Annotated in this window: 1 protein-coding gene; it reads left to right on the top strand. The window is 63.0% G+C overall.

Annotated elements, in window-relative coordinates:
- Positions 1 to 38: 38 nt before the first annotated feature.
- Positions 39 to 343, top strand: a 305-nt coding sequence (locus RZO55_RS02965) for an enoyl-CoA hydratase-related protein (RefSeq protein ID WP_439100018.1), incomplete at its 3' end; no start/stop codon positions are given.

The raw sequence follows: 343 nt of genomic DNA, 5'->3' as shown, positions 1-343 counted from the left end.
GGGAGAAGTCATTCGTTTCCGGGGCGGACATTGCCGAGCTGAGCCGCCGAACCCTCCGGGACGGATTGGATGCGGTTCTGCAGGGGTTTTACGACGAAATCGAGCAATATGACAAGCCGACCATCGCCGCCGTCAACGGCTATGCCCTGGGGGGCGGCTGCGAACTGGCGATGGCCTGCGATCTGCGGATCGCCCAGGAAAATGCCAAATTCGGCCTGCCTGAGCTCAATTTGTCCATCATCCCCGGTGCCGGAGGAACCCAGCGGTTGGCCCGTTTGGTGGGGAAAGGGAGGGCGATGGACATGATCCTGACGGGTGCCGTGATCGACGCCCGGGAGGCGGA

The organism is Clostridium boliviensis (assembly GCF_033342255.1).
In the GTDB taxonomy this organism is placed as follows: Bacteria; Bacillota; Clostridia; order Lachnospirales; family Lachnospiraceae; genus Lacrimispora; species Lacrimispora boliviensis.
The sequence above is the reverse complement of the archived record's forward strand: the minus strand, read 5'-3'. Positions and strand labels throughout refer to the sequence as shown.